Genomic DNA, 22,165 nt, shown 5'->3' with positions numbered 1-22,165 from the left:
CCCTCGGGAGAGGGCTGGGCGGGCGGCGTTCCGATGAGGGGAAAACCCACCACAAATCCAAAGCCGACCACGCCCCTCTCCTCACCACTCAACAGGATGAGCGTTAGCTCGGCTGCAGCTCTTGATCTGTAGGGCGACGTCGGAAGGCTGAGTGGAGGGATTGATCCGGGCGTGGGAGCGCAGCGACCGTTTGGCGAAGCCAAACACAGCGAGAGGAGGTGCAGCGAAGCAAACCGTAGGCGCTGCGCCCGGATCGATCCCGCAGCGAAGGAACCCCGAGCCCCAGCGAGCGGGCCGTACGCAGGAGCAAGCGTTTTTGGTTACTTTTTAGGCGTTTGTAAAAAGTGACCCGCCGTAAGGGCGGAACCCTAATCAGCAACCCCCGCAGCAACGGATACACCCCCAAAACCCCAAGAGCCTGGTCGGCCCAAAGGCCGCCAAGCCCGGCTCGATCAATCCGCCAGCCAGCCGTATTCCCAGTAGCGCAAGTTATCGCCGCGCAATACGTAATCGCGCAACACCACCTCACGCAATTCATCGCCCATGCGATAACTGGCATCCGGATCGGCCAAGTGCATACGGATCGCTTGCAGCCATTCATCCGTACTGTTGGTCTTGATCCGCGTGCACGGCAAATAACCGCGATAGGCCTCGGTATCCGTACAGATCACCGGGTAACCGCAGGCGCCGTATTCCAGTAGCCGCAAGTTGCTCTTGCAGTCGTTGAAGATATGGAATTCCAGCGGCGCCAGTGCCAGATCGAGGTTGAGACTGGCCAGTTTTGCCGGGTACACGTCCAGACCGATGACACCATGGAACTCATGCATGTACGGCCGCAGATCATCCGGGCACATGCCGAAAAACACCCAGTCGACTTCATTGGCCAGTTCACGAACGACCTCGGCGATCACCGCCAGATCACCGTGGTGACTGGTGCCGCCGCCCCAGCCGACCCGCGGTTTCTTCGAGGTCCGACGCTGGCTGCGCAGGTGGCCCCACAAGTCCTTGGCCAACATGTTGGGGACGACACGAATGTCGTGGTGCATGTCCGACAGCACATTAGCCAGTGGTGCGGTGGATACGACCGCGCGATCACACAGCCCGATCGCACGCCGCACCATGCGCTCCATATCCTGCTTGCTCGGCATGTTACGGATGTGCGCATTGCGGTGGGGAACATCAATGACGTAGTCGTCGAGTTCGAAGATCCGTCGAGCGTTGAAGTACTTTTTCAGCGGTGGGATTTCATCGATGGCGTACTCCGAGTAGCGCCCTTGCAGAACGATCACATCAGGCGACTGACGTTCGATGTCGATGATCGACGGCAAGCCGTAGCAAATACGCCCTTCCGCCCGATTGGCCGCTTCCAGCTCGATCATCGGCTGGCTCATGCGGTAATGGCCAATAGCTGAAGCATTGATCGGCACCACCAGCAGATTGGGCAGCTGTGCCTTGGAGAACGCACTCCATCCGGTACGCAGACCCGGCTCCAGACTGAAGTTGGTGGCGCCCACGCCCTGCAACGTCAGGTTGACGTTGTAGGCCGGGTCTCGCGCCACCAGCGGCAACCAGCGCTGGTAAAACGTCTCCCGCTCCTCGGTGTGCAGCGCTTCTTCCTCCGGTGTCGCCATCGCATTTGGCCGCGCACCCACAGCCAGGATCGCATTGGGGTTCAACACCACCAGATAACCGTCGCGGCCAACGCGCAGACACAGGTCCACGACATTGAGCGTTTGTTTGAGGTCCTGCTCGTCCAGCCCGCCGGCAGCTTCGAACACCGACTTGCGAATCATCAGGCAATCACCGCCGACGGCACTCAGGTCATGCACCGCCTGCAGGCGATGCATGTACCCTTCCGACTGCATCGGCTGGCCATAGAACGGCAACCCGACCGGCCCGTTCAAGCCAAGAATCAGCCCGGCGTGCAGTACGCCGCCGTCCGGATTGAACAGCTTGGCGCCAACCACCCCGACTTCCGGGCGTTGCGCATGATTGAGCAGTTCGTCGAGCCAGTCGTTCCGGGTGATCACCGCAAAGGCGTTGAGCATCAACACATACTCACCGCGCGCCTGGCTGACGGCATAGTTGTGCACCGCTGCCGCGTTACCCTTTTGCGGGTAGCTCAGCACGCGAATCCGCTCGCTGCCCAGTTGTGCCATACCGTCCAGCCAAGCCAACGCTTCAGCGCTTTCGCTGCCGTTATCGACCAAGAGCAATTCGTACTCGGTGTAGTCGGTCTTTTCCAGCAATGTCTCGACGCAGCGTTGCAAGGCAGCCGTCTGGTCCTGCGTGACAATGACCACCGACACCAATGGGCGCCGGGCATGGTGATAGTCGACACGATTGAGCAGCCCGCCGTTACGGTCGCGAATGTCGTGAGCGATGCCAAGGCGTTGCAGATGCGCTTCGAGGATTCGCGGACTTTGCTGCGCAACGCCAGGATCAGTGAGCCATTGCGACAGATCGAATTTCGACTCCAGCAACACTTCAGCAATGTGCCCGACCACTTGCAGGCCATCGCTTTCAACCATGCGCCACAGCACATCGTGGGGCGCGAGTTCGGCGAACGTCGAGGTAAAACCACCAAGCGCCAGGAACCGTTCGCGCTGGAACGCCAGCGCACGCCCGACGTAAGGGTAGCTGCGCATGAGGTCGAGGTTGAAATCCGGCTTGAACGCAGGCTCGGCCGACTCACCATCGCGCAGACTGCCTTCGTCGCTGTACAGGCATGTCAATGAGCTTGCGTGCGCAATGCGATCGGCCATCACCAACAATGCTGGCGCCACCGGGCAGTCACCTGGCTGCAACAGATAAAACCAGTCGGCGCCTTCCAGTTGCGGCAGCAGAGCGTTGATCTGCTCCAGGCCGTCACCCTGCAACGGCATGTGGAACACCCGATCGTCCAGCTTCGCCTCGCTGCAAGCCGTGGACAGCACCAGAACCAGCTCCGGCGGGTAATCCTGAGCGGCGAGTGCCGCAAGGGTGCGCTTCAGGCCATCGCGACTGCCTTGGGGATCAATGATGATCGGTACGATGCGCGGTCGGTACGGCCAGCCAGCGAGGGTTTCCGGCAGCCATTGGCGCTGCGCCTCGGTCAACACCCGAACCGCCAGCCATTGTGCATAGAGTTCGCCAAAACTGAAGCTGTCGACTCCGACCCCTAGCTCCTGACGGCTCTGCTTGGTGCCGAGGGTACGGCTCAGCGGCAGTTCTTCCCAGACCCGAGGTGTCTCATCGGCCTTGGTCAACGGCACATAACGCACCCAGCCCGGCGCCGGTGCCGACTCGCCGCTGCGGACCTTGAGCATTTGCGAGATCCACTCGCGCTCGATCTCCGCCGCGTCTTTCATCGGTTGCTGCGCGCTCAGACGCTCGGGGTAGAGACGCTCGGCACTCAGTACGTTGTTGGAGACCACCAGATTGCCGCGCCGCAACAGACAGACGTACAAGGCAAAATCCAGCGTCGCAACGAAGCAGGCACCCTCCTCGGTCAAGGCTGGCAAAAGCTCCACAACATCGCTACGGCGAAACAGCGCACTACTGAATCCACCCAGTACGTTGACCGGGAATTTTTCAAAGATGCTCAGTACATCGTCGCCTTTGAGCAAGCCACTGGCCGGCGACAATGAGCTGTTTTCCAGACGTGCGGGCAGGATGATGTCGTTGGCATCCCACAACAACCGTTGCGCTACCACCAGACTGACTTCGTCACGCCGCAGCTCGTGGGCTTGCTGTTCGATACAGGCCGAATACAGCAGGTCATCGTCGCACAGGAATTTGATGAACTCGCCCCGGGCTTGCTCAAGGCAGGCCTTCAGGTTACCGACCAGTCCCAGCGTTCGTGGGTTGCGCACGTAACGCACGGCAAAGCCGGTCTGCTCCGTCACCCGCGTAACGATGTCTTCAATCTCGTCGCCACGATTGTCATCGCACACGATGATTTCAAGATTGGCGTAATTCTGGCTGACAGCGCTGTTCAGCGTCCGCTCGAAGAAGCGCGGATTGAAGGCGGGAATGACAAGACTGACAAGAGGGAGTGAATTCACGGCGGGCTCACAGGCGGTGCGAGCCCGCTCGGAAAAGCGAGCCCTTGATACCGCTAAAAACATGACTGAGTGGCAGGGTAAACGGGCGCTTACGCGCCCGTTGAGGATCAGATCTTGTTGAACAGACCCAACTGGCTGATCTTGCTGAACGCAAGCTGCGAAGCTTGCAGCATGGTCTGCTGCAGGGTCAGTCGCGTCATCACTTCAGCCGGATCCGAATCGCGAATGGAACCTTGCGTGGTGGTATTCGCGGTGCTCAGACTGTCATTGGTGGTGGCTTGCATTTCCAGCGCCTGACCACGGGCACCAATCTCGGTCACCGCAGCGCCGATTTGATTGTTGGCCGCGTCGATGTTGCCGAGGCCCGCCTCCATGGCGCCCTGGAATTTCTGCTTGGCCACCGGATCACCATCGATCGGTGTATTCAGAGCAGTAATCATCTGACCGAGGGTGTCGAGCACGTTCTGGGTCTGGTGATCATTTGGGCGGATCGAGAACTGATCACCCGCGGCCGGTGCGCTGCCCAGAGCAAAGGTCACGCCTGCCGCCGTGGCGTTGCTACCGGCCACAGTGCCCGAGGACACCGGTTTGCTGTCCGCAGTCACCGGCGCAGCATACAGATCGAATGCGGTGGCGCTGGTGAACTTGAGAACGGCGCCGCCCTGCGGGAATGCCGCGGTGTACGCTGCCTGGTCAGTGATGCTCGAACCGGTAATCACGGCGGTCGACGGGTTACCCGGGCTGCGCGTGGTAGTGAACGAGTCAGGCGCGGTGGACAACTGGAAGCTGTGGCCGGCAATGACCGCGTCCGGGTTGGTATCACCAGCCTTCAGGTTGATGTTCAGCTTCATGTCGACGCCACGGAAGCTGACCGTCTGGTTGGCACCGCTGCTGTTGCTGACCAAACCGTTCTGGCTCGCCTCAGCCGTCACGTCGTTGCCAAGGGCATCGGTGATTTTCAGCTGGGTGCTGCTGAGGAAGCTGACGGTATACGGCTGGCCAGCGGTGAACTTGGAGTTGTAAGTGGCTACGGTACCGATCGTGCCGTTGGACAGTACGACGCGACCGTCATCCACTGCCGGTGCGGTCATGGCGACGTTGGTACGCGCGGTATTGATGGTCTGCTGGAAAGCAGCCCAACCGGTGGTGTTGGTGCCGATCGTCATGCCATCGCCGATGCCCAGATTGATCGTGGTCTGGTCACCGTTGTAGCTGTAGGTGCCGTCGGCATTCTGCGAATACGGCGCGGTGTCAGTCTTCGAACCAGAGAACAGGTAGTTGCCGCTGGCATCCTTGGCGTTCATCAGACCCAGCACTTGTTGCTGGATCTGGCCCATTTCCGAAGCGTAAGCCTGGCGGTCCTTGTCGGTGGCCGTGCCATTGTTGGCGGCCAGGGCGAGTTCCTTGGCGCGGGCCAACGCGGTGGTGATCGAATCCAGCGTGGATTCTTGCACGGTCAATGCACTTTTGGTGCTGTCGACGTTGGTCTTGTACTGATCGAGCATCGCGGCCTGCTGGCCCAGTTGCAGCAAGCGCCCGGCACCGATCGGATCATCGGCGGCGGTATTGATGCGCTGCAGGCTGCTCGCCTCGCTGGCGGTGGCGACGGCCTTGTTGAAGTTACGCTGATAGTCCGACGCTTGCGTGCCGTAATACTGGGCGGTGGAAATGCGCATGAATTACGACTCCTTAAAGGCTGTTGATCAGCGTGGCGAAAGTTTCCTGCGCAGCTTTGATGATCTGCGAAGACGCTGTGTAGTACTGCTGATATTTGACCAGGTTGCCGGTTTCTTCATCCAGGTTGACCCCGGACAGCGAATCGCGCGCGCCTTTGGCGTTATCCAGAATCGCCGAGGTCGCGGCGCTGTCGGACTTGCCTTGGGCGGTTTTGGTACCGACGTTGGTCACCAGCTTGTTGTAGGCGTCAGTCAGGCTGATGCCCTTGCTCGCCGAACCGGTATCGACGGTCTGCGCCGTTTGCAGGGCGACCAGCGATTGCGCGTTGCGGTTGTCCGAAGACGCCGCACCGGTGAGATTCATGGTGAAGGTTTCGCCGGACTTCGGCGTGCCGCCAACGGTGGTCTGTACGGAGAATGTCTTCTGCACGTTCGGCGTAACACTGGTGTCCATCACCGGGTTGCCGCTGGCATCGACGATGCCGACTTTCAGGTCTAGCGTGTTCGATTGACCGGGAACGATAGTGCCGCTGCTGATGAGGCCGCCCTTGGCATCCACAAAGGTGTAGGACTGGCTGCCCCCGGTGACCGCACCAAACACCAGTTTGACCGGCGTCGAGTTCTTCAGCGCCGCTTGCATGTCAGCCTGGGCAGTCGGGTTGTAGATATCGATTTTGCTGTTGAGCGTCGGCTGGGTGAAAGTGCCCAGACCGTTGGCGCTCGCCACACCGGTCAACGGACCGGCCGCAGCGATTTTCTTCGGATCGGTGAGCACTGTCTGGATGCTCGCCGCCGCATTGCGGGTCGGCGTGACTTTGAAGCTGTCACCAGCGCTCAACGCACCACCTTTGAGCGCGAGGGTGAAACCGTCGATCACTGGAGGTGGATTGGTCGTCGTGCTGAACGCACCCAGATCGGTGCCGTCGGAGCGCTTGACCGTGTAGTCAGTGGCACTGGTGAACGTCACCTGATAATCGCTGGTGGTCAGCTTGCCGGTGTCCTTGATGGTGACATCGAGGTTACCCGAACCGGTGCTGTTGCCCGACTGCGCGATGCTGCGCGAACTGATCAGCGCGGCACTGTTGATGTTGTTGAAAATCGCCGCGCCGAAGTCACCGTTCTTGTCGATGCCCTGGGCTTGCTGACTGTTGACCTGATCAGCGATCACCAGCGCCACGCGGCCCAGCTCGTTGAGCGACGGGTCGAGGACTTCTTTGCGGTAAGTCAGCAGGCCGCCGATTTCACCGCCGCTCATCGCCGAGGTGATGTCGATGGTACTCGAACCGCGATCCATCTGGATGGCCATGCGCGACGGGTCGTCTTTGCTCGCGACCATGCTCAGCGTGTTGGTGGTGTTGCCGATCACCAGCGGCTGACCGCTACCGATGTAGACGTCGAAACTGGTGCCACGCTCGACGATTTGTGCACCCGTCAGCTCAGAGAGCTGGCGCACGGCTTCGTTGCGGCTGTCGAGCAGATCGTTCGGCGCACCGCCACTGGTGGAGATCTCGCCGATTTTCTGGTTCAGGTTGGCAATCGAGGTGGCCAGTTTGTTCACCTGGGCCGTCATGTCGCCAAGGCTGCCGTTGATGGTGGTGTTCTGGTCGTTGAGCTGTTTGGCGATGGTATTGAAGCGACTGGTCAGCGCCTGCGCACCGGTCAGCACCGATTGGCGGGAGGTGTCATCGGTCGCCGACGTCGAAACGCCCTGCATCGTGGTGAAGAACTTCTGCAGCACACCGGTCAGGCCGGTGTTGGTGTCCGACAGCATCGAGTCCAGCGGTGTGGCCTGCGCCAGGTAAGCAGCCGATTCGCTGTCGAGCGAAGTAGCGGTGTGCAGCTGGCTTTCCAGGTAAGAGTTATACACCCGGCGCACGTCGGCCAGGGTCGTGCCCGTACCGATGAACACGGTGCCGAACTGCTGCGAGGATTTGGTGCCCTGCACGGTTTGCTGACGTGAATAACCGGCGGTGTCGACGTTGGCAATGTTGTTGCCTGTCGTAGCCAAAGAGGACTGGCTGGCCGACAGTCCCGACATCCCGATATTGAGCAAACTCATGGTTCAGACCTTATACCTTGTGCCTTATAAAGGCGTGGTGGATACACCCGCCGCAGCGTAGTTTTGGAAACTGTTCATCTGCTTGGCAATCTGCGAAATCTTGCTTGCGTAGTTCGGGTCGGTGGCGTAACCGGCCTTCTGCAACTCGCGTACAAACTGTTCTGGGTTATCGGCAGACTTCAGCACATCTTGATAGCGATTATTGCTCTGCAGCAAAGTCACCAGATCGTGGAAGCTGTCCTTGTACGAGGCGTAGGAACGGAACTCGGCCGTCTCCTTGACCATCTCGCCATTGCGAAACTCGCTGGTGATCGCCCGGGCCGAATCACCCTTCCAGTTGCTGCTCGCCTTGATGCCGAACAGGTTGTGGCTGCTACTGCCATCCTGGGCACGCATGACCGACTTGCCCCAACCGGTTTCCAGCGCCGCCTGTGCCACCAGATAACGCGGATCGACGCCGATGCGGTCGGCCGCTTCCTTGGCCATCGGCAGCATGGTGTTGACGAATTCGTCGGCGGAACTGAAAGCTTTCTTCGCCGGCGCCAGTGGAATCTGCGCCATGGCGCGACCGTAGATCTGCATCTGCCCGCCCGAGGCCTTCTCGGTCTCGGCGCGGGCCAGCCAGTCGCCGTTGTACAACGGGCCGGCGCCAGTGGTGGCAGCGGTTGTCGCACGCTGCGGCAATTGATTGGCGGCCGCCGGCGTCGCCGACGGCACCAGACCTGCGAGCAAACGATCGGCCAGTTTCGGCGGCAAGGCCAGCCGACGCTGATTGATCAACGCCATGTCATTGCGGTGGGAAATATCGGTGTTCGGTGCATTCACCGAACGCGAGGCCCACAGCGGACGCTCACCATTGAGGCGCGACAACGGGCCATTGGTGGCGACGGTTCCCGCGGCAATCGGCGTCACCACGGCAGCGGCCTTGGCCTTGGCTTCTTCCTGCTTGGCCGCGGACGCGGCAGCAGCCTCGCCCGGCGCCATCGGTTTGTTCTTCGACATCTGACGCATCAGCACGTCAGCCAGACCGATACCACCGCCCTCGCGAGACATGGAAACGGCCAACTGCTGATCGTACATTTCCTGATACTGCTTGGCCGCTGGCGTGTTGAGCGGATTGTCCTGGCCCAGCGCTTCAGTGGCCGAGCGCATCGACTTGAGCATTTCGCCAAGGAACAGCGATTCGAACTCCTGCGCCACTTTGCGCATGTTCGCATCGCTGTTCTTGTCGCCGACCTTGAGTTGGTTCAGACGATTGAGGTCCGAGTAGGAACCCGAATCGCTGCTGCTGACCATACCGCTCTTGCGCATATCCATGATGGTCGGCCTCAGATCACGATCAGGTCGGCTTGCAACGCGCCGGCCTGCTTCAGTGCTTCAAGGATCGCCATCAAGTCACCCGGTGCCGCGCCGACCTGGTTCACCGCACGGACGATTTCGTCGAGGGTGGTGCCAGGGCCGAACTTGAACATCGGTTTGGCTTCCTGCTCGGCATTCACCCGCGAGCGCGGCACGACAGCGGTCTGGCCGTTGGACAGCGGGCCGGGCTGGCTGACGATCGGGTCTTCGGTGATGGTCACGGTCAGGCTGCCGTGGGTCACGGCGGCTGGCGACACTTTCACGTTCTGGCCGATGACGATGGTGCCGGTACGCGAGTTGATAATGACTTTCGCCACCGCCTGACCCGGATCGACTTCGAGGTTTTCCAGGATCGACAGGTAGTCGACGCGCTGGCTCGGATCGAGCGGCGCAGTGACACGGATCGAACCGCCGTCGATGGCTTGCGCAACGCCAGGGCCAAGCATGTCGTTGATCTTGTCGACGATACGTTTGGCGGTGGTGAAGTCGGAACGGTTGAGGTTCAGCGTCAGGCTGTTGCCCTGGTTGAAACCGCTCGGCACCGAACGTTCTACCGACGCACCGCCCGGGATACGGCCGGCCGACGGAACGTTGACGGTGATCTTCGAACCGTCACGCCCTTCGGCATCAAAACCGCCGACCACCAGGTTGCCCTGAGCGATGGCGTAGACGTTGCCGTCGATACCCTTGAGCGGGGTCAGCAACAAGGTGCCGCCACGCAGGCTCTTGGAGTTACCGATCGAGGACACGGTGATGTCGACCTGCTGACCCGGCTTGGCGAACGCAGGCAGATCGGCACTGATCGACACCGCCGCAACGTTTTTCAACTGCACGTTGCCCGATCCCGGCGGCACCTTGATGCCGAACTGCGAGAGCATGTTGTTGAAGGTTTGCAGGGTGAACGGGGTTTGCGTCGTCTGGTCGCCGGTGCCGTTAAGCCCGACCACCAGGCCGTAACCGATCAACTGGTTGGAACGCACGCCGGAAATGCTGGCGATATCTTTCAGCCGCTCGGCGTGGGCAGCAAAGGCTGCGGACATCAGCGCCGCAGCGAGCATGAGGCTCTTGAAATTCAAAGTCGCCACCTAGAAAGGGAACAGCGGGCTGAGGAAGAAACGGTCGAACCAGCCTGGCTGACTCGCATCGGCAAACGAGCCGGTGCCCGAGTAGGTGATGCGCGCATCGGCAACACGAGTCGACGACACGGTGTTGTCAGTGGCGATGTCATCGGCACGCACCAGACCGGCAATCCGCACCAGCTCATCACCGGTGTTGAGGGTCATCCACTTCTCACCGCGCACAGCAATGATGCCGTTGGGCAAGACGTCGGCCACAGTCACGGTGACCGAACCGGTCAGGGTGTTGCCCTGCGCGGCCTTGCTGTCGCCCTTGGTGGCGCGGTCGCCGCTGTAGCCAACGTCCAGACTCAGATCGTTACCGCCCAACGGGTTGTTGGTGGTACCGCTGCCGCCGAACAACGAGGTCAGACCGATACCGGTCTTGCTGTTCTTGGCCACTTGCGAGTTGGCGTTCTTGCTCGCCTGGGTCTTCTCGTTCAGGGTGATGGTGATGATGTCACCGACCCGGAAGGCCTTGCGGTCGCTGTACAGGTTCTGCTCGAAGCCGGCCTGATAGATCGAGCCGTTATTGGCGGCAGCCGGCAACGGCGTGCGCGGCAACACCGGGGCGTAGTAAGGGTCATTGGGCTTGGGCGTCGGAGCGACGCAGCCCGCGAGCGAGACGACCCCACTCAATGCCAGAACAGATACAAAGCGATTCATGACCCTACCTCACGGTGTTGCAGGCGACCTCATGGCCGCCTCATAGACTTGATTACAGATTCTGCGTTACGAACGAGAGCATCTGGTCGGCGGTGGAGATCACCTTGGAGTTCATCTCGTAAGCGCGCTGAGTGGTGATCATGTTGACCATCTCTTCAACGGTGCTGACGTTGGACGTTTCCAGGGTGTTCTGCAGCATGGTGCCAAAACCGTTCAGGCCCGGCGTGCCGACTTGCGGGGCACCCGATGCAGCGGTTTCGAGGAACAGGTTGTTGCCCACCGCTTGCAGACCGGCCGGGTTGATGAAGTCGGCGGTTTGCAGGTTGCCGATCACTTGCGCTGCCGGGTTGCCGGCGATGGTTACCGACACAGTGCCGTCACGGCCGACGGTGAAGGTCTGGGCATCGTTCGGAATGACGATGGCCGGTTCCAGAGCGAAACCGCTGGCGTTGACGATCTGGCCGTTGGAATCGAGGTGGAAGGTACCGTCACGGGTGTAGGACGTGGTGCCGTCCGGCTGCAGGATCTGGAAGAAACCGCGACCGTCGATGGCCATGTCCAGCGGCTGCTCGGTGGTTTGCAGGCTGCCGGCGGTGAAGTTTTTCTGGGTGCCGACGATACGCACACCGGTACCCACTTGCAGACCCGACGGCAGTTCGCTGTCCTGAGTCGACTGGGCACCAGGCTGACGCTTGATCTGATAGAGCAGGTCCTGGAACTCGGCACGATCACGTTTGAAACCCGTGGTCGACACGTTCGCCAGGTTGTTGGAAATGGTGGTCAGGTTGGTGTCCTGGGCGGACAGACCGGTTTTGGCAACCCATAGAGCCGGAAGCATTCGATTCTCCTCGTGCGCCTGTTTTTCGGCGCGACGTTCTGATAATTAGCTGATCTGCAAGACCCGAGCCATGGCCTGGTCATCGTCTTTGGCGGTGTTCATCATCTTGACGTGCAACTCGAACTGCTTGGCCAGGGCCAGCACCGAGGTCATCTCTTCAACGGCGTTGACGTTGCTCGACTCGAGGAAACCCGACACCAGTTTGACGTTGGCATCAGCCGGCGCAGGCTGGCCGTCCTTGGTGTAGATCGAGCCGTCGAGGCCCTTGTTCATGTTCTTGATGTCCGGGTTGACCAGCTTGATCCGGTCGACCTCCGCCATGACACGCGGGCCTTCGCCCATCGCACGAATACTGATGGTGCCGTCTTCACCGACTTCGATCTGCTGCTCGGGCGGCACGGCGATCGGACCGCCATTGCCCATCACCGGCATACCGTTGCCGGCGCGCAATACGCCGAGGGCGTCGACGTTGAGGCTGCCGGTGCGCACGTAGCTTTCGCCGCCGTTCGGGTTCTGCACCGCGATCCAGCCATTGCCGGTGACGGCGACGTCGAGGTCACGACCGGTCTGCACCAGCGAGCCCGGGGTGAAGTCGGTGGCGGGCCGTTCGCTCATGGCAAACGCACGCGCCGGAAAGCTGTCACCGAACACCGGCATCGAACGCGCCTGCTCCAGGTCGCGCTGAAAGCCGTTGGTGGAGATGTTCGCCAGGTTGTTGGCATGAGCCTTCTGCGCCAGTGCGTTCTGGCTGGCGCCGGTCATTGCCACATAAAGGTACTTGTCCACACTCTTTCCTCTGCATGCCGGACGTTTGCCGCCCACCGCTGTACTGCTGAGCCATAAGCAATTTGCAGACCAACTTTTTTCTGGCGGGCAAAGGCCCGGTAAACAAAGGACTTGGGGGATGGCGAGAGGAAATTTGAAATGTATCGAAGTCGAAAAACCGGCGGTGTTATGCCGCTTGGCGGCAAAGGATCAAAAGATGATCGTTCCCACGCTCCGCGTGGGAATGCCTCAATGGACGCTCTGCGTCCGCTTTGGGACGCGGAGCGTCCCGGGCTGCATTCCCACGCAGAGCGTGGGAACGATCATGCTTGAGCTATGAATCGGTTTTACCGACTTCATACTCGCGCAGTTTATTGGCAATGGTGGTGTGCGAAACCCCCAGCCGCTTACCCAATTGCCGACTGCTCGGATGCTCGGAATACAACCGCTCCAGCACCGCTTTCTCGAAGCGCCCGACAATTTCGTCCAGGCCACCTTCCAGCGAGAAATCGCCAAGCGGCTGACGCACGCCGTAATCCGGCAGGCGAATATGCTCGGCCTTCACCGTGCCGCCATCGCACAGCGAAACTGCCTGAAACAAAACGTTCTCCAGTTGCCGCACGTTCCCCGGCCAGTGGTAATGACTGAGGCGATCCATCGCCGCCGGCGCCAGTTTCGGCAGTGTGCAACCGATCTGCCGACTGGCCTGATCGAGGAAGTGCTCGACCAGCGGCGTCAACCCGTCGAGGCATTCGCGCAGCGGCGGGATGTGCAGGGAGAGCACGTTCAAACGGTGATACAAGTCCTGACGAAACTCGCCGCGCGCGCACAACTCGGACAAGTCGACCTGCGTCGCACAGATGACCCGCACATCCAGATAAACCTCTTCATCACTGCCGACCCGGCGAAAGCAACCGTCCTGCAAAAAGCGCAGCAACTTCACTTGAAGACGCGGGCTCATCTCACCGACACCGTCAAGAAACAGCGTGCCGCCCGCCGTCAATTCCAGCAGCCCGAGCTTGCCTTCGGCGCGCGCACCTTCGAACGCGCCCGGGCCATAACCGAACAACTCAGTCTCGGCCATCGACTCCGGCAGGCCTGCGCAGTTGAGCGCCATCAACGGCGACTGCCCACGCGGACTGGCGAGGTGACAGGCGCGCGCAAGCAATTCCTTGCCGGTACCGGTTTCGCCCTCAATTAATAGCGGAGCGTCGAGCGGCGCCATACGCCGTGCTTCGCGCACCACGGCGGCCATCACTTTCGAGCTCTGGAAGATGCTGTCGAAACCACGCAGTTCCTGCTTGCGCACGTTATAGATACGCTCGCCAACGCGGTCAGCGCGATGCAAGGTCAGCACCGCACCGGCCATGGCCTCACTGTCGTCGTGCTCCGATTGCAGCGGCGCGATGTCGGCCAGAAAGATGTCGCCCTTGACCTTGACCCGCATGCCGTTGATTCGCGATTTGTTGGCGCGCACCAGCTCTGGCAAATCGAAATCCTCGGCGTAACGCGACAGCGGAATCCCCGGCACTTCATCGACGCGCACGCCGAGCAACTGCGCCGCCGCGCGGTTGGCCGCCACGATCGAGCCGCCCATGTCGATCGACAGCACCGGAAACTCCAGCGCGCCGAGCAGCGCATTCAACTCCATGTGCCGACGTTCGCTGGGCATCAGCCCAACCCGCTTGACGCCAAACACCCCGGCGATCGCCTCGAATTTCGGGCGCAACGCCTGGAACTGGATGTTGATCAGGTTCGGGCAATGCAGATAGATCGCGTTGCCATGCTCACCGCCGACCTCACCGCGCGCGACGTTGATCCCGTAGGCAACCAGCAGGTTGAGAATGTCGCGCAGGATGCCGATGCGGTTCTGGCAGTGGACTTTGATGCGCATATATAAGGCCCGACAAGATTGGGAGTTGAATACCGACCCTGTGGGAGCGAGCTTGCTCGCGAAGGCGTCAGCACATCCAGCATTGATGTGTCGGACCCAGCGCTTTCGCGAGCAAGCTCACTCCCACAGGTATTGCGGTGCGCCCGGAGCCCATTTTTCTGCCGAGGCACGCAGATAGTTGTCAAGATTATGTGACAGCCATCGGCCTTTTCAAACCCATGAATCACCGCAAATGCGAGATATCCGTCAAAGCGTAACGATTACTTTACAAATTCAGACGAATTTTCCTACGCGCATCGCGATCAACCTACTGCAAACCACATCGCTCTCAGGTAATTCTGAATCCATCGCTGGACATAACAAGAACGAATTCCCCTAGCAGGAGAGCAGTATGAAGCAGACGCAATACGTGGCCCGCGAGCCCGATGCGCAAGGTTTTATCGACTACCCCGCCGAAGAACATGCGGTGTGGAATACGCTGATCACTCGCCAACTGAAAGTGATTGAAGGGCGTGCCTGCCAGGAGTACCTGGACGGTATCGAAAAACTCGGTCTGCCCCACGACCGCATTCCGCAACTCGGCGAAATCAACAAAGTGCTTGGCGAGACCACCGGTTGGCAGGTCGCCCGCGTGCCGGCACTGATCCCCTTCCAGACCTTTTTTGAACTGCTGGCCAGCAAGCAATTTCCGGTGGCTACGTTCATTCGTACCCGCGAAGAGCTGGACTACCTGCAAGAGCCGGACATTTTCCACGAGATCTTTGGTCACTGCCCGCTGCTGACCAACCCGTGGTTCGCCGAATTCACCCACACCTACGGCAAACTCGGCTTGCAGGCGACCAAGGAAGAACGTGTTTATCTGGCGCGCCTGTACTGGATGACCATCGAGTTCGGCCTGGTCGACACCCCGCAAGGCAAACGCATTTACGGTGGAGGCATCCTGTCTTCGCCAAAAGAAACCGTTTATTCGCTGTCGGACGAACCTGAGCATCAGGCGTTCGATCCGCTCGAAGCCATGCGCACGCCGTATCGCATCGACATCCTGCAACCGCTGTACTTTGTCCTGCCGAACCTCAAGCGTCTGTTCGACGTGGCCCATGAAGACATCATGGCCATGGTTCGCCAAGGCATGCAGCTGGGTCTGCACGCACCGAAGTTTCCGCCGAAACCGAAAGCCGCGTGAACCGCGACTTTTGCTGACAATTGAGCCTGTCCGTCGCCGCCACTTTGGTTTAGCGTGACGGCATTGACAGCTCAAACGTTTTAATAAAAAAACACACTCGATTCAGGAATACACCATGTCCACTTTGAACCAAGCCCACTGCGAAGCCTGCCGCGCCGATGCGCCACAAGTCAGCGACGAAGAACTGCCGATCCTGATCAAGCAGATCCCTGACTGGAACATCGAAGTCCGCGACAGCATCATGCAGCTGGAGAAAGTTTTCCTGTTCAAGAATTTCAAGCACGCCCTGGCGTTCACCAACGCTGTCGGCGAGATCTCCGAGGCAGAAGGTCATCACCCGGGCCTGCTGACCGAATGGGGCAAAGTCACCGTGACCTGGTGGAGCCATTCGATCAAAGGCCTGCACCGCAACGACTTCATCATGGCTGCGCGCACTGACGAAGTGGCCAAGACCGCAGAAGGACGCAAGTAATGCACTTCGACGCCATCGGCCGGGTACCCGGCGACCCGATCCTCGGTTTGATGGAGGCGTATGCGCAGGACACCAACCCGCGCAAATTCGACCTGGGCGTTGGCGTCTACAAGGACGCTCAGGGCCTGACGCCAATCCCGGAGGCGGTGAAAATCGCCGAAGCGCGGCTGGTCGAAAGCCAAGACACCAAGACCTACATCGGTGGCCACGGCAACCCGCTGTTCGGCAAAGTCATCAATCAGTTGGTGCTCGGTGCCGACTCGAAGCTGATCGCTGCACAACGTGCCGGCGCCACCCAGACCCCGGGCGGCACTGGCGCCCTGCGCCTGGCCGCCGACTTCATCGCCCAATGCCTGCCGGGCAAAGGCGTGTGGCTGAGCAACCCGACCTGGCCGATCCACGAAACCATTTTCGCCACGGCCGGGGTCAAGGTCAGTCACTACCCGTACGTGGGCAGTGACAACCGCCTCGACGTCGATGCCATGCTCGCGGTGCTCAACCAAGTGCCGAACGGTGATGTGGTGCTGCTGCACGCGTGCTGCCACAACCCGACCGGTTTTGACTTGAGCCATGACGACTGGCAGCGCGTGCTCGATGTGGTGCGCAGCCGCAATCTGCTGCCGCTGATCGACTTTGCCTACCAGGGCTTTGGCGATGGTCTGGAACAGGATGCGTGGTCGACCCGGTTGTTCGCGGCCGAGGTGCCTGAGCTGCTGATTACCAGTTCCTGCTCGAAGAACTTCGGTCTTTACCGCGACCGCACCGGTGCGCTGATCGTCTGCGCGAAAACCGCCGAAAAGCTCATCGACATCCGCAGCCAACTGGCCAACATCGCCCGCAATTTGTGGTCGACACCGCCCGATCATGGTGCTGCGGTGGTCGCGACCATCCTCGCCGATCCAGAGCTGAAAGCCCGTTGGGCCGATGAAGTGGAAGCCATGCGTTTGCGTATCGCGCAGTTGCGCAGCGGCCTGGTTGAAGCGCTGGAGCCGCATGGCCTGCGCGAGCGTTTCGCACACATTGGCGTACAACGCGGGATGTTCTCTTACACCGGACTGTCGCCGGAGCAGGTGAAACAACTGCGTGAGCATCACAGCGTGTACATGGTCAACTCGGGCCGGGCGAACGTCGCCGGCATCGACGCTACGCGCCTCGCCTTGCTGGCAGAAGCCATCGCCAGCGTCTGCAAATAGTCTAAACACCGCAATACCCTGTAGGAGTGAGCCTGCTCGCGATAGCGGTGTATCAGCCAGCATTTTAGTTGACTGATACACCGCTATCGCGAGCAGGCTCACTCCTACATTTGTTCTGTGGTGACCTTTCGTTTTTGCCTCCCCTGCGGCCATCTGTCGCATTAATTTGAATTAAAAGTCTGATTGTCATTTTTCCTGCTGTATCCTGCGCAGGCTTTCAAGAAGCGCGGATCTACCAGATCTATCAACAGACTTAGCGAGGAGCGCAACCATGCACGAGATTCCTAATCTCCCCTTCCCAAGCCTGCACGTACCTGAGCAGACGACCACGCAGCAAGCCGGAGCCCAACAGCCCGAGCAGAAAGAAGCCGTTGAGAGCCGCCCGGCCGACAACGAAGAGTAAGACCCCGTCGTACAGACCGTGTGGAAAGCGCTAACATGCGCTTTCCACACTGCCTGACCCCCGAGCCCGCCATGACCGACGAATTCTCCGAAAGCCAAGCTGCCGTCCTGATCGGCGCCACCGAGAAAATGATCGATATCTGGAACCGTCTCTCCCCCGAGAAACAAGCCGCCCTGCTCGCCCGTTTCGGCAGCGAAGAAAATGCCCTCGCGGCGCTGGTCACCACACAACTGGTTGCCCCGGCCAACCCCTGAAGCGGCCTCCCGGCAAATAGTTTTACTTTTCCCGCCCCAGAAGCCTCCACGCCGGTATCATAAGCAGCCTATCTAATCTGCCGTTCCTGTGGATCGTTACCCATGTCGTCCTCTATGTCCGAGCCCCAGCGCCCCCTGGCGGTCACGCTACAAGTCGTTTCTATCGTCCTCTTCACCTTTATCGGTTATCTGAACATCGGCATTCCGCTCGCGGTGCTGCCAGGTTATGTGCACAGCGATCTGGGCTTTGGTGCGGTGATCGCCGGTCTGGTGATCAGCGTGCAATACCTCGCCACCCTGCTCAGCCGCCCGTACGCCGGCAAGATCATCGACAACCAGGGCAGCAAACGCGCAGTGATGATTGGCCTGGCCGGGTGTGGCTTGAGCGGTGTGTTCATGCTGATTTCGGCGTGGACCCCGAGCATGCCGATGCTCAGTTTGATCAGTCTGTTGATCGGTCGCCTGGTGCTGGGCAGCGCTGAAAGCCTTGTCGGTTCCGGCTCGATCGGCTGGGGCATTGGCCGGGTTGGCGCGGCAAACACCGCCAAAGTGATTTCCTGGAACGGCATCGCCAGTTATGGCGCACTGGCGGTTGGCGCACCGTTCGGTGTGTGGCTGGTCGGCCAGTTGGGTTTGTGGAGCATGGGCGTCAGCATCATCTTGCTGGCGATTCTTGGTCTGGCGTTGGCCTGGCCGAAAACCGCCGCACCTATTGTGGCGGGTGAACGCCTGCCGTTCATGCATGTGCTCGGTAAAGTGTTTCCCCACGGTTGCGGCCTGGCGCTGGGCTCGATCGGCTTCGGCACCATCGCCACTTTCATCACCCTGTATTACGCCACACAGCATTGGGACAACGCCGTGCTGTGCCTGAGCCTGTTCGGTGCCAGCTTCATCGGTGCGCGCCTGCTGTTCGGCAATCTGATCAACCGCCTCGGCGGCTTTCGCGTGGCGATTGCCTGCCTGTCGGTGGAGACACTGGGCCTGCTGCTGTTGTGGCTGGCACCGGACGCACATTGGGCGCTGGCCGGTGCGGCGCTGAGCGGGTTTGGTTTCTCGCTGGTGTTCCCGGCGCTGGGTGTGGAGGCAGTGAATCTGGTGCCGGCTTCAAGCCGTGGCGCAGCGGTCGGTGCTTATTCGCTGTTCATTGATTTGTCGCTGGGGATCACCGGGCCATTGGCCGGGGCGATTGCGGCAGGCTTCGGCTTTGCTTCGATCTTCCTGTTCGCCGCTCTCGCTGCATTGAGCGGATTGGCCTTGAGCGTGTATCTGTACAAGCACACGGCCAAGTACCGCGAAGACTAGAAGTCCACTTTGCCGCGCCCGGCCTTGATGCTGCCGCGCTTGGTTTTCGATTCGAGCCGGCGCTTCTTCGATCCGAGGGTCGGCTTGGTCGGGCGGCGTTTCTTTTCGACTTTGGTGGCGCTGAGGATCAGCTCGACCAGACGCTCAAGCGCATCGGCACGGTTGGCCTCCTGCGTACGGTATTGCTGGGCCTTGATGATCAACACGCCATCGCTGGTGATGCGACTGTCGCGCAACGCCAGTAGCCGCTCCTTGTAGAACTCGGGCAAGGACGAGGCCGGAATGTCGAAGCGCAGGTGCACCGCACTGGAAACCTTGTTGACGTTCTGCCCACCGGCACCTTGCGCGCGGATGGCCGTCAGTTCGATCTCGGCATCGGGAAGATGCACGTTGTTGGAAATCACCAGCATGGAAAAACGTCCGTAATCAGAGTGCACAGGATACCGCGATTAGCTGCAAAGCGACCTGCGGCCTGCGGGCGCAACTTCCAGCGCACTTATATCGAGCATCATTTCGAGTTACCATTGCGACCTTTAAATTTACCCGTTTAATGCAGGAAGCAGACTTATGAGCAACAAGGCAGTTATCGTTTTCAGTGGTGGCCAGGACTCTACGACCTGCCTGATCCATGCACTGACCCACTACGATGAAGTCCACTGCATTACCTTTGATTATGGTCAGCGTCACCACGCGGAAATTGAAGTTGCGCAGCAACTTTGCAAACAGCTTGGCGTGACCGTTCACAAGGTAATGGATGTCTCTCTGCTGAATGAACTGGCGATCAGCAGCCTGACCCGCGACAACATTCCCGTGCCGACCGTCAATAGCTCCGGAGAAAGTCTGCCGAGCACTTTCGTACCGGGAAGAAACATTCTGTTTTTGACCCTCGCTTCTATCTATGCGTATCAGGTTCAAGCCCGAACAGTCATTACCGGTGTTTGCGAAACCGACTTCTCGGGTTACCCGGATTGCCGCGATGAGTTCGTCAAGGCGTTGAACAACGCGCTTGAACTGGGCATGGATTACAAGTTACGTCTGGAAACGCCACTGATGTGGCTGAACAAAGCCGAAACCTGGGCACTGGCTGATTACCACAATCAACTGAACCTGATTCGTCATCACACGCTGACCTGCTACAACGGTATAGCTGGAAGCGGATGCGGCGACTGTGACGCGTGCAATCTGCGCGCGAAAGGCCTCAGCGAGTTCCTGGAGAACAAAGAGCAGGTAACCAACAGTTTGAAATTGAAACTCAAACTAAAATAAGACACAAAAAAACGCTCGACTGGGACAGTCCAAGCGAGCGCTTCTGCTATTCGATCAAACCTGGCTTCCCGTCAGATACTTCTTGAACAGCGACCGCGCCCCATAAGCGGGCATGATATTAAAGAAAGCAAAACCCACTTTGATCGCGATCTGCACATAGATCATGCTCAAGATCGCACTGTTCTCCATCGTTCCATAGAATGCGATGTAACAGAACAGAAAGCTGTCGATGATCACTGCAAACAATGTACTCAAGAATACTCGCAAAAACAGGAATCTGGAGTTGGTCAGTTCCTTGATCTTGCACAACAGATACGAGTTTATGTTTTCGGACACCAGAAACGATATCGAAGACGCTACCAGAACAGAAGACAATTGACTGATCACGTCATTGTAAGGTCCATCGAGCTTCCACCCCGGCAACCCCGGCAAATGGGTGGTGATCGCCAATAGAATGATAATCGCCGCATTGCTGATGAACGCAAAGAGAATTGCCCGGCGCGCCAGCCGCAGACCAAAGGTCTCGTTCAACAAGTCAACGATCAGAAAGGTCAGCGGGTAAAGAAAGGTTCCCGGGGTTACGACAATGTCAAAGTAATCCAGGTAGATCGGCTTGGTCGCCGCAATGCTGGTGAAAATATAAAGCGTGAACAGCATCAGGTTCAGGATGATGTAAATCATCCACGAACTTTCATGACGATCATTGATTTCGTATGCCGTCAGCGCCCCACCCTGGGAGTAGAACTTCTTGTAGAGGTTTTTCACTTCGATTTTATTCAGATTATCCATAATCTCACTATTCAACACTTCACTCAGTTTTATTTTAATTATCTTGCCTGTCGCGATGACCATGATAACGGCCAGGCTTTTTCCATTTTCGAACCCCAGCAATTTGTACTTGCTGTTTTCCATTTCAACACTGCAATCCATTAAATCGTTCCTCGATTACATCTCCGATCACGCATACACGATCCGCATCAAAGCTGCCTTCATGGCTTATAGATAACTTCGCTGTGATTTTGTCATACACCAGTTTTTCCCTGTCGCTGGTCGATGCTCCTTTCTGCACGATCAACAGTTCACCGGGTTCATGCAGACCGCTGATTTCGTTTTCCAGCAGCACACCAATCAGATTAAAAGAAGCGCCAAAATAGTAAGTCAATGGATAAATCGTCGCCAACTCACCAATTCTCTTATCCAGGCTTTGCAGCAGCAGACTTTCTTTAATCACCGGAACCGCCGCCGGATTCATATTCCCCTGTGGCGAAATACTGCTTTCGATTATTTCCTTCTCTTCAAAATCAATCGTTTCTATTTCCTCGTAAGACACGCCGAAAAAATCAGAAATCTTACGTACAGTGGACTGCTGTACATTGACCACTTTGCCTTCAAGGATGTTGTAGATGGTGGTACGCGTCAAACCACTGGAGTGACACAAGGACAACTGCGTCTCCCCGCGACTCTTTATCAGGTATTTGATGTTGTTCTTCAGATTCTCCGATCTTTCTCTTCTGTGCATCACATGCTTATCATCCATTTTTAACTGCAATCAATGTCACGTCCCGAATGATCATTCCGGACATACACAAGTGAGGTAGGAAATTGCAGTTATATCCCTGTCAGTGCCGCGCAGGATCATAGCATTCTCCCTCCCTGGGTTCGGTATAAAAAGTC

19 protein-coding genes are annotated in these 22,165 nt (G+C 58.8%); 7 read left to right on the top strand and 12 right to left on the bottom strand.

From position 1 onward, the window contains the following. Positions 1 to 452: 452 nt before the first annotated feature. From CLU80_RS21505 to CLU80_RS21460, 9 genes are all read right to left on the bottom strand, one after another. Positions 453 to 4,046, bottom strand: a complete 3,594-nt coding sequence (locus CLU80_RS21505) for a glycosyltransferase (protein ID WP_099758335.1) — start codon at positions 4,044 to 4,046, stop codon at positions 453 to 455. A 107-nt stretch (positions 4,047 to 4,153) separates the two neighbouring features. After that, positions 4,154 to 5,722 carry a flagellar hook-associated protein 3 gene (locus tag CLU80_RS21500; protein WP_099758333.1) on the bottom strand — a complete coding sequence of 523 codons (1,569 nt, stop codon included), beginning with the start codon at positions 5,720 to 5,722 and terminating at the stop codon, positions 4,154 to 4,156. 13 nt (positions 5,723 to 5,735) lie between these two features. After that, on the bottom strand, positions 5,736 to 7,781 hold the full coding sequence (flgK, locus tag CLU80_RS21495; protein ID WP_093439590.1) for a flagellar hook-associated protein FlgK: 2,046 nt from the start codon (positions 7,779 to 7,781) through the stop codon (positions 5,736 to 5,738). A gap of 24 nt (positions 7,782 to 7,805) precedes the next feature. Further along, complete coding sequence (gene flgJ / locus CLU80_RS21490; protein WP_099758332.1) at positions 7,806 to 9,098, bottom strand: flagellar assembly peptidoglycan hydrolase FlgJ; 1,293 nt, start codon at positions 9,096 to 9,098, stop codon at positions 7,806 to 7,808. A gap of 11 nt (positions 9,099 to 9,109) precedes the next feature. Beyond that, positions 9,110 to 10,198 (bottom strand): flagellar basal body P-ring protein FlgI, encoded by a 1,089-nt coding sequence (locus CLU80_RS21485; protein WP_177413072.1) that lies wholly within the window; start codon positions 10,196 to 10,198, stop codon positions 9,110 to 9,112. Positions 10,199 to 10,225: 27 nt separating this feature from the next. Next, entirely contained in the window at positions 10,226 to 10,921 is a 696-nt protein-coding gene (gene flgH, locus CLU80_RS21480) for a flagellar basal body L-ring protein FlgH (RefSeq protein WP_034153262.1), read from the bottom strand. A gap of 52 nt (positions 10,922 to 10,973) precedes the next feature. Then, entirely contained in the window at positions 10,974 to 11,759 is a 786-nt protein-coding gene (gene flgG / locus CLU80_RS21475; RefSeq protein WP_016984271.1) for a flagellar basal-body rod protein FlgG, read from the bottom strand. A gap of 45 nt (positions 11,760 to 11,804) precedes the next feature. Beyond that, positions 11,805 to 12,545 (bottom strand): flagellar basal body rod protein FlgF, encoded by a 741-nt coding sequence (locus CLU80_RS21470; protein WP_093439577.1) that lies wholly within the window; start codon positions 12,543 to 12,545, stop codon positions 11,805 to 11,807. Between the two features lie 313 nt (positions 12,546 to 12,858). Continuing rightward, positions 12,859 to 14,418 carry a sigma-54-dependent transcriptional regulator gene (locus CLU80_RS21460; protein WP_099758329.1) on the bottom strand — a complete coding sequence of 520 codons (1,560 nt, stop codon included), beginning with the start codon at positions 14,416 to 14,418 and terminating at the stop codon, positions 12,859 to 12,861. A gap of 391 nt (positions 14,419 to 14,809) precedes the next feature. Between CLU80_RS21460 and phhA the strand changes: the two genes are divergently transcribed. The 6 genes from phhA (at position 14,810) to CLU80_RS21435 (ending at position 19,225) form a co-directional block, all read left to right on the top strand. Continuing rightward, positions 14,810 to 15,601: a phenylalanine 4-monooxygenase gene (phhA, locus tag CLU80_RS21455; protein ID WP_007965510.1), complete on the top strand. Its 792-nt coding sequence runs from the start codon at positions 14,810 to 14,812 to the stop codon at positions 15,599 to 15,601. 115 nt (positions 15,602 to 15,716) lie between these two features. Beyond that, positions 15,717 to 16,073, top strand: a complete 357-nt coding sequence (locus CLU80_RS21450) for a 4a-hydroxytetrahydrobiopterin dehydratase (protein ID WP_003222798.1) — start codon at positions 15,717 to 15,719, stop codon at positions 16,071 to 16,073. Then, positions 16,073 to 17,266, top strand: coding sequence for an amino acid aminotransferase (locus tag CLU80_RS21445; RefSeq protein ID WP_099758328.1), 1,194 nt, complete (start codon positions 16,073 to 16,075; stop codon positions 17,264 to 17,266). The genes CLU80_RS21450 and CLU80_RS21445 overlap by 1 nt, the downstream gene beginning before the upstream one ends. Positions 17,267 to 17,537: 271 nt before the next feature. Next, positions 17,538 to 17,669, top strand: coding sequence for a hypothetical protein (locus CLU80_RS30315; protein WP_256573958.1), 132 nt, complete (start codon positions 17,538 to 17,540; stop codon positions 17,667 to 17,669). A 71-nt stretch (positions 17,670 to 17,740) separates the two neighbouring features. Continuing rightward, a complete protein-coding gene (locus tag CLU80_RS21440; RefSeq protein ID WP_095050236.1) occupies positions 17,741 to 17,923 on the top strand; it encodes a hypothetical protein in 183 nt (60 codons plus the stop codon). A 114-nt stretch (positions 17,924 to 18,037) separates the two neighbouring features. Next, the gene (locus tag CLU80_RS21435) at positions 18,038 to 19,225 is read left to right on the top strand and encodes an MFS transporter (RefSeq protein WP_176471293.1); all 1,188 of its coding nucleotides are present in this window, start codon (positions 18,038 to 18,040) and stop codon (positions 19,223 to 19,225) included. On the opposite strand, the gene arfB is transcribed toward CLU80_RS21435, so the two are convergent. Continuing rightward, positions 19,222 to 19,635, bottom strand: coding sequence for an alternative ribosome rescue aminoacyl-tRNA hydrolase ArfB (arfB, locus tag CLU80_RS21430; protein ID WP_095050152.1), 414 nt, complete (start codon positions 19,633 to 19,635; stop codon positions 19,222 to 19,224). The two genes, CLU80_RS21435 and arfB, sit on opposite strands and share 4 nt — an antisense overlap. 157 nt (positions 19,636 to 19,792) lie before the next feature. Between arfB and queC the strand changes: the two genes are divergently transcribed. Continuing rightward, complete coding sequence (gene queC, locus CLU80_RS21425; protein WP_099758327.1) at positions 19,793 to 20,491, top strand: 7-cyano-7-deazaguanine synthase QueC; 699 nt, start codon at positions 19,793 to 19,795, stop codon at positions 20,489 to 20,491. Positions 20,492 to 20,545: 54 nt separating this feature from the next. On the opposite strand, the gene CLU80_RS21420 is transcribed toward queC, so the two are convergent. Together CLU80_RS21420 and CLU80_RS21415 are read right to left on the bottom strand one after the other, a co-directional pair. Next, positions 20,546 to 21,421: a queuosine precursor transporter gene (locus CLU80_RS21420; RefSeq protein ID WP_093439557.1), complete on the bottom strand. Its 876-nt coding sequence runs from the start codon at positions 21,419 to 21,421 to the stop codon at positions 20,546 to 20,548. Then, positions 21,405 to 22,010 (bottom strand): helix-turn-helix transcriptional regulator, encoded by a 606-nt coding sequence (locus tag CLU80_RS21415; protein ID WP_093440146.1) that lies wholly within the window; start codon positions 22,008 to 22,010, stop codon positions 21,405 to 21,407. The genes CLU80_RS21420 and CLU80_RS21415 overlap by 17 nt, the downstream gene beginning before the upstream one ends. Positions 22,011 to 22,165: the final 155 nt, after the last annotated feature.

It is taken from the genome of Pseudomonas sp. 29 (assembly GCF_002754355.1).
Taxonomy (GTDB): Bacteria; Pseudomonadota; Gammaproteobacteria; order Pseudomonadales; family Pseudomonadaceae; genus Aquipseudomonas; species Aquipseudomonas neuropathica.
The sequence above is the reverse complement of the archived record's forward strand: the minus strand, read 5'-3'. Positions and strand labels throughout refer to the sequence as shown.